Source organism: Agromyces sp. P2_B3 (genome assembly GCF_056404815.1).
In genome coordinates this window covers 1-9,510 of the sequence record NZ_JBFUDH010000031.1, presented here as the reverse complement: position 1 = coordinate 9,510, position 9,510 = coordinate 1, and the positions used below count along the sequence as shown (strand labels likewise).

The window sequence follows — 9,510 nt, the reverse complement described above, 5'->3', positions numbered from 1 at the left end:
GAGCGCGTCGAGTCGCCGGCCCGTCTCCTGCGCGGCGGCGAGCGCGCCGGCACGCCAGCGCTCCCGCCACTCCGGTGCGCGCGGAGCCACGAGCGCGACGGCGCGGGCGTGGAGGCGGGCGAGCCGTTCGGGGTCGAGGCGGCCGTCGTCGACGATCCCGTCGACGAAGAGCGCGCGGAACCCCTCGACGGCGAGGTCGCGGCGGGCGAGTGCGGCGGCGAGGCGGTCGGCATCGGGTCGGTCGGCGGCCGGCAGGGTGGCGGCGGCCCGGTATCGGTCGGCGTCGGCGAGCACGTCGTCAGGAAAGGTCATGACGGCGTCGCCCGCCTCGGGCAGCCCGGCGTTCTGCATGACGACGCGCACCTCGAGGTCGCCGCCGTCGTTCACGACGCGGTGGATGACGCCCGGCTCGAACCACACGAGCGAGCCGGGCTCGAGCGGATGCTCCGCGAAGCCCGACCCGTCGACGGTCTGCAGGCGCCCGCGGCCGGCGACGACGACGTAGGCCTCGGCCGAGACGGTGTGCAGGTGCGGCGTGCCGCCCGGCAGTCCGTCGGAGGCCCGCCCGCCGTAGACCTCGAGCACGCTGACCGAGGTGGCACCGGGAAACGCGGGGCGGCTGACGCCGGCGCTCACGGTTCGCCCAGCAGGTCGGGCAGCCCGGCGGCCCCGGCGGCGGCGAGATCGCCCGCGCGCACCGGGTCGCTCGCGCCGTCGGCGATCACGACGCCGTACCGCAGCACGAGGGTGTCGCCGGCCGCGACGGTGTGCTCCTCGCTGAAGAACGGGGCGGGGCAGATGCAGGCGAACTCCTCGCTGCGGGCGAACCACTGGGTGGGGTGCTGCACGTTGCCGGGGTCGTCCACCATCACGATGGTCGAGGCCGCGCCGCTGCCGTCGTGCCGCCCGCTGAAGCCCATCCACGGGGCACGGATGCCGCGGAGCTCGTCGCCGCCCGCCACGCCGGGCGCGAGCAGGTCGCCGCCGGTGAACGAGCGCGGGCCGCGCCAGAAGAGGCCGCCGTAGCCCGCGTTCTCGCGGCCGCGCGTGGTCGGCGACCCGATCGGGAGGTCGCGATCCGAGACGTTGTGCATCCGCGTCTCGAAGGCGAGCAGCCACGCCTCCTCGCCGTCGAGCAGGGTCGCGCCGATCGTGCGCCGCTCGTCGAACACGGTCTCGCCGGCCTCGGTCACCCAGTCGAGGCGTTCGACGAGGCGGGCGCCGGCCGCGGCATCCGATCGCTCGTCGAACTCGCGGTGCAGCTGGGTGCCGTTGTTCGGCAGCTGCACGTATCCCTGCTCCGACACGAAGGTGGGACCGCCCCAGAAGTTCTCGTCGCCGACGACCGGGAGCGACCAGGCGATGCCCTTGTGCCACACATGGTCGTGGGGGCGGAAGAGCGAGACGAGCTCGCCGCCGCGGGTGCGGATGGGGCTGAGATAGGGGCGCGGCGATTCGAGCTGCACGTCGGTGGGCCGGTGCACGTACTCGGCGAGCACCACGTCGTCGTCGATGATGAGCACGCGGTCGTCGCGCTCCTCGGTGCGGATGGGCATCAGGCTCCTCGGAATCGTCGTCGATCGGCAACGGGTCGCGCGTTGGAAAGCGCTATCCCAAGCCTACACGGACGAGCTCGATCGGTCGAGGCCGGCCTGCGACCTCGATGGTCGGCCAGCGCGGATCGACGGTGAGCACTTCGACCCCGGGGCCGCCGACGAGCACCGTGTCCTCCACCTTCGCGCCCGGAGCCGTGGGATTCCACGCGAACGCGTGCCGCGCCTGCACCAGGTCCTCCACGGCCGCGGTGGCCCTCGGGTCGCGACCCGCATAGCCGGCCGCGCCGCCCTGGTGATGGCGCCGCCACTCCTCGGCGTCGAAGCCCGCCGCGCCGTATGCCGCGATGCCCTCCTCGAACGCCGCGCCGATCGTGCCGCCGACTCGCGTGCCGTCGAGGAACGCCGCCTCGACGTCGAGGACGCGCCGCTCGGCGTCGGCCTCGATCGCCGAGGCGCCCCACCGCATCCAGCGGGTGGCGTTCGCGATGAGGCCGTGGCGGCGACCGCAGACCACGAGCATCGCCCGGTCGCCGATCGGCGCGCCGGTGGGCAGCGGATGCCGGTGCGCGAGCCTCGAGCGGCCGGCGACGAGGGTCACGAGCGGGTCGATCCCGCGCGCGACCAGGTCGCCGGCGAGACGGGCGGCGACCTCGCGCTCGGTGTCGGACCGCCGGGCGCCGGTCGCGGCATCCGTCAGCGCCTCGGCGACCTCCCGGCAGAGCGCCCGGTATCGGTCGAGCTCGGCGGGCAGAAGGCCGGCGCGGGCCGCGCGCAGGCCTTCGGCGGCGTCCGCCTCCTCGAGCTCGGCGATGCCCGCGGGCGCCAGCGGCTCATGCCACGGCACCTCGGTGACCGTGAGCGCGGTGCGGCCCGGGTCGCCGAGCTCCTCGCTCCGCAGGCGGTCGGCCTCGTTCGTGAACATGCGGAGCTCGTCGCCCGAGCGCGACACGACCACGGCGAGCACCGGGTCGCCGGCGAGCGAGACGTGCGTGCGCGCACCGTCGAGGTACCAGGCGAGCGCCGTGTGTGACCGGAGCACGATCGACGTCGCGCCGCGCCGGTCGAGCAGGTCGAGCACGCGATCGCGCTTCGCGGCCCGGTCGGCCCGCGACGGCGCCGATGCCGATGCCGATGCCGATGCCGATGCCGATGCCGATGCCGATGCCGACGCGATCATCGCACCGGTCCGGTGGAGTCGCGCACCTCGAGGCGCGGGCGGTACAGCACGGTGTGCTCGATCGGACCGCCGGCGATGAGGGTGCGGAGGCGCGCCCACACCTGCCCGCCGATCTCGGCTCGGGGCACCGACATGCTCGTGAGGCTCGGCGTGGCGTACTCGGCCATGGGCACGTCGTCGAAGCCCGCGATCGACAGCTCGCCCGGCACGTCGACGCCGAGGCGCCGCAGCCGGGTGAGCAGTCCGAACGCCACGAGGTCGTTGAAGGCCATGACCGCCGTGGCCCCGTCCCTGCTCGCGCCGAGCACCGCCTCGGCCACCGCATAGCCGTCTTCCAGCCGCGAGCCGCCCGGCACCACGTCGATGCGCAGTGCGGGGTCGGCCCGCTTCGCCTCATCGACCCCGCGCAGGCGCTCGGCGTTCGAGGCGCTCGAGGCCGGCCCGCTCACGTAGGCGAGATGACGGTGCCCGAGCCCGCGCAGGTGGTCGACCAGGTCGCGGATGCCGCGCACGTAGTCGATGCCCACGATCGGCACGTCGGCATCGGGCAGGGAGCGATTCACGACGACGACGGGGGCGAGCGCGGCGACGAGGCGCCGGAGGCGCTGCTCGGGCATGCGCGGTGCGCACAGCACGAGCGCGTCGCAGCGATGCCGCGCCTCGACGGCGGTCGCCTCCTCGTCCTCGACGCGCTCGGCCGTGTCGGCCACCATCACGCGGTAGCCGTCGGATGCCGCGGCGAGGCTCAGTCCCTTGAGGATGCCTTGGAACAGCGGGTTCTCGAGGTCGGGCACGACCATCGCGATCGTGTCGTTGCGGCCGTGCACGAGGCTGCGGGCGGCGACGCTCGGCGAGTAGCCGAGGGCCGCGATGGAGGCCTGCACGCGACGGACGATCTCGGGATCCACCGACTGCTTGCCGTTCAGCACCCGCGACACCGACGCCTGCGAGACGCCGGCGTGTGCGGCCACGTCGGCGATCGTCGTCGCCCGGCTCCGCTCGCGCATCGCGCTCCCATGGTCTCGTGTCGACGCGGGCCGGTCGGCTGGGGCTCGGGTCGTGGTGATCGGATGCCGCGGCTCGCGCGTCATCCGGGAAATCGGTTCCCCAGTCTAGCCGCCAACTTGCCGCAGAGCCCAGTAGCGACGTAGTCTCAGGCACAGAAAGCGGTTTCTCAACTCGCCTCTGGAGGGCACATGCAGGTGGTCGTCACCGGCTCATCGGGTCGGCTCGGGCGCAGCGTGTGCGCCGGGCTCGCGGCATCCGGCCATCGCGTGATCGGCGTCGATCGGGCTCCCACCGGGCTCGACGGCGTCGACGAGCGCGCCCTCGACCTGCGCGACGAGCAGGCGACCGCCCGACTCCTCGCCGAGACCCGGCCCGATGCCGTCGTGCACCTGGCCGGCATCGCGGTGCCGTTCAGCGCGCCCGAGCGCGAGATCCTCGTCACGAACACGACGCTCGCGCACACGGTGCTCGCCGCGGCGGCCGCCGCTGGGGCCGGGCGAGTGCTCGCCGCCAGCAGCCCGACGGTCATCGGCTACGGCGCGCCCGGCTGGCGTGCGGCATCCGTGCCCCTCGACGAGACGCATCCGGTCGCGCCCGCCAACGCCTACGCCCTGTCGAAGGTGGTCATCGAGGAGACCGTGCGCATGTTCGCGCGCACGGCCCCGGGCGCCTACGGGTTCTTCCGGCCGTGCTACGTGATCTCGCCCGAGGAGTGGGCCGGGGCGCCCACCCAGCAGGGCCACACCATCGCCGAGCGACTCGCCGACCCGACCCTCGCCGCCGTGAGCCTGTTCAACTACCTCGACGCGCGCGACGCCGCCGGGTTCGTCGATGCCTGGCTCGCCGCACCGGGCGACGTCGTCGACGGCGAGGGCTTCTTCGTCGGCGCGGCCGACGCGCTCGCCACCCGGCCGGTCGCCGACCTGTGGTGCGACGTCGCGCCCGGGCTCGGCGAGGGGGCCGACGCCCTCGGCGGCACGAGCCCGGTCTTCGCGATCGACAAGGCGGCGAGGCTGCTCGGCTGGCGACCCGAGCGTGACTGGCGCAGCGAGCTCGCCGCCGCCTCCCCTGTCCTGACCACCCTGCAGACCGAATCGAGCCCCTCATGACCGCACCCGCATTCGACTTCGACGGGGTCCTCTTCTTCCCCGTCACGCCGTTCGACGCCGCCGGCACGATCGACCACGACCTGCTCGCCGAGCACGTCGGCTCGCGACTGCCGTTCGGCCCCGGCGGCGTCTTCCCGGCGTGCGGCACGGGCGAGTTCCACGCGCTCTCGGCGCGCGAGGCGATCGACGTGGTGCGCACCACGGTCGGCGTGGTCGGCGGCCGCGTGCCCGTCATCGCCGGCGCGGGCGGCCCGCTCGGTCACGCGATCGAGCTCGCCCGCGGCGCCGCCGAGGCGGGCGCCGACGGGCTGCTCCTCCTGCCGCCGTACCTGGTGTCGGGCACCACGGCCGGACTCGTGGCGTGGGTCGAGGCCGTGGCCGCAGCATCCGACCTGCCCGTGATCGTCTACCACCGAGGCACGGCCCGGTACACGGCCGACGCGATCACCCGGCTCGGGCAGAACCCCAAGGTGGTGGGCTTCAAGGACGGCACCGGCGACATCGGGCTCGCGCAGGAGATCGTGCTCGCCGCCGAGGCCACCGGGCGCGACCTGCAGTTCTTCAACGGCCTGCTCACCGCCGAGCTCAGCCAGGGCGCCTACCGCGGCATCGGCATCCCGCTCTACTCGTCGGCGGCGTTCGCGATGATCCCCGAGGTCGGCGCGCTGCACTACCGCGCCTACACCGACGGCGACGAGGCGACCCGCATGCTCCTCCTCCGCGAGTTCTACACGCCGCTCGTGCGCCTGCGCGACGAGACGCCCGGGTTCGGCGTGTCCCTCATCAAGGCGGGCCTGCGCCTGCGCGGCCTCGACGTCGGATCCGTGCGTCCGCCGCTCGTCGACCCCACGCCCGACCAGGAGCGCCGGCTCGGCGAGATCCTCGACATCGGACTCTCGCTCGTACAGCGCATCGGCGCGTCGACGGATGCCGCGGGCCGGGCCGGCTCCCTCGAGACGGCGGTGCGGTGACCACGACGATCCGCCGCATCGCCACCCGGGGCATCCGCGTGCCGCTGTCGCGCCCCTGGGGACCCGACGTGCGCGACCTGTCCCTCGTCGAGGTCGTCGTCGAGGACTCCGCGGGCGACCTCGGCCACGGCTTCTCGTGGACGCCACAGATCGGCGCGGCCGCGGTGCAGGCGCACCTCGACCACGACATCGCGTCGTTCGCCCTCGGCCGCGACGCCGACGCCGAGTCGCTCTGGCAGCCGCTCTGGCAGCACCTGCACGAGGGCGGCGGCGGCGGCATCACGACGATCGCGATGGCGGGGCTCGACCTCGCGCTCTGGGACCTCGCCGCCCGTCGGGCCGGCCGCGGCATCACCGACCACCTCGGTCGCCGGCACGAGACGGCCGAGGTCTACGGCAGCGGCGTCAACCTGCACTACCCGCTCGACGAGCTCGTCGCCCAGGCCGAGCGCTGGGTGGCCGCGGGCTTCGACGCCGTGAAGGTCAAGGTCGGCAGCCCCGACCTCGGCCACGACGTCGAGCGCATCCGTGCCGTTCGCGACGTCATCGGCCCCGACCGTCGCCTCATGATCGATGCGAACCAGCGCTGGACGCTCGAGCAGGCCGAGCGGGCGATCGGCGAGCTCGCCGCGTTCGACCTCGCCTGGATCGAGGAGCCGCTGCGCGCCGACGACCTCTCCGCCCACGTCGCTTTGCGCCCGCGCATCGAGGTCCCCGTCGCGCTCGGTGAGAACCTGCACACCCGCTACCGGTTCGCCGAATTCATCGACTCCGGCGTCGTCGACGTCGTGCAGCCCAACATCGTGCGCGTCGGCGGCATCACGCCGTTCCGCGCGATCGCCGGCCTCGCCGCCGACCGCGGCGTCGACCTCGCCCCCCACCTGCTGCTCGAGCTCTCCGCCCAGCTCGCACTGACCCTGCCGGGCCACCACCTCGTCGAGTCCGTCGAGGACGCCTCGTTCGAGTCGCTCGGGGCGCTCGCCGCGCCCTCGCCCGTGGTCGTCGACGGCCACGAGGTGCGCACGACGGGGCAGACTGGAATCGGCATCCGCTTCACCGAACCCCGAGCGGATGCCGCGGCATCCGCCCATCGCACGGAGGAATCATGACCGTCACCACCGCCACGAGCGTCGCCGGCTCCACGCCGACCGCCGTCGCCGGCGCCTCGCCCGCCGAAGTCGACGGAGCCGCCCGCGCCGCGCGCGCCGCGTTCGCGACCACCGTCGCCTCCACCGCCGTCGAACGCGCCGCCTGGCTCACGGCCGCGGCCGACGCGCTCGACGCGGCATCCGACGAGCTCATCCCGCTCGCCGACGAGGAGTCGCACCTCGGCACCCCGCGGCTCACCGGCGAGCTCGCACGCACCACGGCGCAGCTGCGGCTGTTCGCGTCGGCCGTGCTCGAGGGCTCGTACCTCGAGGCGACCGTCGACCACCCCGACGCGACCACGATCCCGCCCCGACCCGACCTGCGGCGGATGCTGCGCCCGCTCGGTCCCGTCGCCGTGTTCGGCGCCTCGAACTTCCCCTTCGCGTTCTCGGTCGCCGGCGGCGACACCGCCTCGGCCATGGCCGCGGGCTGTCCCGTGATCGTGAAGGGCCACTCGGCGCACCCGCGACTCTCGCGCCGGACGGCCGAGATCGTGGCCGCCACCCTCGCCGCCGCCGGAGCACCCGAGGGCGTCTTCGGACACGTCGAGGGCCGGGAGGCCGGCGTGGCGCTCGTGCAGCACCCCGAGGTGCGGGCCGTCGGCTTCACCGGCTCGCTGCACGGCGGACGCGCGCTCTTCGACCTCGCGTCGTCGCGACCCGACCCGATCCCCTTCTACGGCGAGCTCAGCGCGGTGAACCCCGTGCTCATCACGGCCGCCGCGATCGACGCGCGGGGCGAGGAGCTCGCGTCGGGCCTCGCCGCCTCGTTCACGCTCGGCGTGGGCCAGTTCTGCACCAACCCCGGCGTGGTCTTCGTGCCGGCCGGCTCGGGCTTCGCGTCGCGCGTGGCGGCGGCCGTCGGGCAGCCGGGCGCGGTGCCCATGCTCACCGACGGCATCGCCGCGGCCTTCGCCGACGGGCTCGCCGGCCTCGCCGCCCACGACGGCGTGGTGGTCGTCGCCGGCGACGCCGTGCAGCAGCCGGGCACCGGCTCGGCGGTGGTGCTGTCGACGACGACGGACGCCGTGCTCGCCGACCCCCAGGCGCTGCTCGCCGAGTGCTTCGGGCCGGCCACCCTCGTCGTCGAGTACGACGACGTCGACGACGCGCTCGCGGCGATCCGCACCGTCGGCGGCAGCCTCACCGCGACCGTGCACGCCGAGCCCGGTGAGGACCTGGGCGACATCCTCGCGGTGCTGACGGAGATCGCCGGGCGCGTGCTCTTCGCGGGCTGGCCGACCGGCGTCGCCGTCAGCTGGGCGCAGCAGCACGGCGGTCCGTGGCCGTCGACCACGTCGATCCACACCTCGGTGGGGGTGACGGCGATCCGGCGGTTCCTCCGTCCCGTCGCCTACCAGGACGCGCCCGACGCCGCGCTGCCGCCCGAGCTCCGCGAGGCGAACCCGCTCCGCATCCCCCGCCGCGTCGACGGCGTGCTGACCCTTCCGGACGCGCCGGCGGGCTGAGTGGGCGTCGCGGCGTACCTCGCCGCCGCCACGCCTCCGCGGCTGGCGGTGGGCGGCATCACGGTGGCGATCCCGGTGCTCGCCGTCGAGCAGCTCGGCGACGTGGCGCTCGGCGGACTGCTCGCGGCGGCGGCGCTCGGGCCGAGCATCGTGGCCGCGCCCGTGGTGGGTGCGGTGCTCGACCGGACGCGGCATCCGGGCCTGCTCATGGCCGCAGCGGGCCTCGTGACCGCCGCGGCGTTCACCGTCGCGGCGTTCCTCGGCGTCCTGCCCGTCTGGGTGGTCGCGCTCGCGCTCGTGGTCGCCGGCACGGCGGTGCCGTTCCTCATGGGCGGGCTGTCGAGCTTCGTCACGGAGGTCATCCCCGACGAGCGCAGGGCGTACGCGGTGGACGCGCTCGCCTACAACCTCGGCTCCGTCGCCGGGCCTGCCGCCGTGGCGGCCGCGACCGCGCTGGGATCGGCCCGTCTCGCGACGCTCATCGTGGCCGCCAGCGCCCTGATCGGCGCCGTGGCCACCTTCCCACTGCGCCTGCGACCGCTCCCCGGCGAGCCGCACGGCTCGATGCTCGCCACCATCGCGGCGGGCTTCCGCCACATCGCCACGCACCGTCCGCTCGCGATCGTCACGACGAGCGGGACGCTCAGCCAGTTCGGCGCGGGCGGCCTCTCGATCGCCGCGGTCGCCCTCGCCGTGCACCGCAATGGCGAAGCCGCGCAGGGCGCGATCATCGTCACCGCGTTCGCCATCGGCGGCCTCCTCGGCGCGCTGTGGAACTCCGCGTCGCCCGTGCGCCGGCCCCCCGAGCTCGTGATGGGCCTCGGCTTCGCCGCCACCGGCGTCTTCACGATCATCGCCGCGGCCGACGTGGGCCTGCCCTGGACGATCGTCGCGATCGGCGTGTCGGGGCTGTTCACCGCGGCGAGCTCCGCGGCGATGCTGCTGATCCGCAAGCAGCAGAGTCCGCCGACGCTCCGGTCGCAGGTGTTCACCGTCGGTGCCGGGCTGCGTGCGGCCGCCGCGGCCGCGGGCGCCGCCGTCGCGGGCCTCGCGTCGGGCCTCGGCGCCGAGG

At 74.8% G+C, this 9,510-nt stretch carries 9 protein-coding genes; 5 read left to right on the top strand and 4 right to left on the bottom strand.

Annotation, left to right across the window (positions count from 1 at the left end; translation table 11 throughout):
* From AC1DZA_RS19790 to AC1DZA_RS19775, 4 genes are all read right to left on the bottom strand, one after another.
* A partial coding sequence (locus AC1DZA_RS19790) for a cupin domain-containing protein (RefSeq protein ID WP_476774046.1) occupies window positions 1-636 on the bottom strand: 636 nt, incomplete at its 3' end.
* Window positions 633-1,556: a DUF6807 domain-containing protein gene (locus AC1DZA_RS19785; protein ID WP_476774045.1), complete on the bottom strand. Its 924-nt coding sequence runs from the start codon at window positions 1,554-1,556 to the stop codon at window positions 633-635. The genes AC1DZA_RS19790 and AC1DZA_RS19785, both read right to left, overlap by 4 nt.
* A 52-nt stretch (window positions 1,557-1,608) precedes the next feature.
* A complete protein-coding gene (locus AC1DZA_RS19780) occupies window positions 1,609-2,733 on the bottom strand; it encodes a M24 family metallopeptidase (protein ID WP_476774044.1) in 1,125 nt (374 codons plus the stop codon).
* Window positions 2,730-3,740 (bottom strand): LacI family DNA-binding transcriptional regulator, encoded by a 1,011-nt coding sequence (locus AC1DZA_RS19775; protein ID WP_476774043.1) that lies wholly within the window; start codon window positions 3,738-3,740, stop codon window positions 2,730-2,732. Before AC1DZA_RS19775 ends, AC1DZA_RS19780 begins: the two co-directional genes overlap by 4 nt.
* A gap of 189 nt (window positions 3,741-3,929) precedes the next feature.
* Here AC1DZA_RS19775 and AC1DZA_RS19770 point away from each other — a divergent pair, with 189 nt between their 5' ends.
* From AC1DZA_RS19770 to AC1DZA_RS19750, 5 genes are all read left to right on the top strand, one after another.
* The gene (locus AC1DZA_RS19770) at window positions 3,930-4,850 is read left to right on the top strand and encodes an NAD-dependent epimerase/dehydratase family protein (protein WP_476774042.1); all 921 of its coding nucleotides are present in this window, start codon (window positions 3,930-3,932) and stop codon (window positions 4,848-4,850) included.
* On the top strand, window positions 4,847-5,821 hold the full coding sequence (locus AC1DZA_RS19765; RefSeq protein WP_476774041.1) for a 5-dehydro-4-deoxyglucarate dehydratase: 975 nt from the start codon (window positions 4,847-4,849) through the stop codon (window positions 5,819-5,821). Before AC1DZA_RS19770 ends, AC1DZA_RS19765 begins: the two co-directional genes overlap by 4 nt.
* Window positions 5,818-6,930 carry a mandelate racemase/muconate lactonizing enzyme family protein gene (locus AC1DZA_RS19760; RefSeq protein ID WP_476762503.1) on the top strand — a complete coding sequence of 371 codons (1,113 nt, stop codon included), beginning with the start codon at window positions 5,818-5,820 and terminating at the stop codon, window positions 6,928-6,930. Before AC1DZA_RS19765 ends, AC1DZA_RS19760 begins: the two co-directional genes overlap by 4 nt.
* Window positions 6,927-8,438 carry an aldehyde dehydrogenase (NADP(+)) gene (locus AC1DZA_RS19755; RefSeq protein WP_476774040.1) on the top strand — a complete coding sequence of 504 codons (1,512 nt, stop codon included), beginning with the start codon at window positions 6,927-6,929 and terminating at the stop codon, window positions 8,436-8,438. The genes AC1DZA_RS19760 and AC1DZA_RS19755 overlap by 4 nt, the downstream gene beginning before the upstream one ends.
* Window positions 8,439-9,510, top strand: a 1,072-nt coding sequence (locus AC1DZA_RS19750; RefSeq protein WP_476774039.1) for an MFS transporter, incomplete at its 3' end; no start/stop codon positions are given.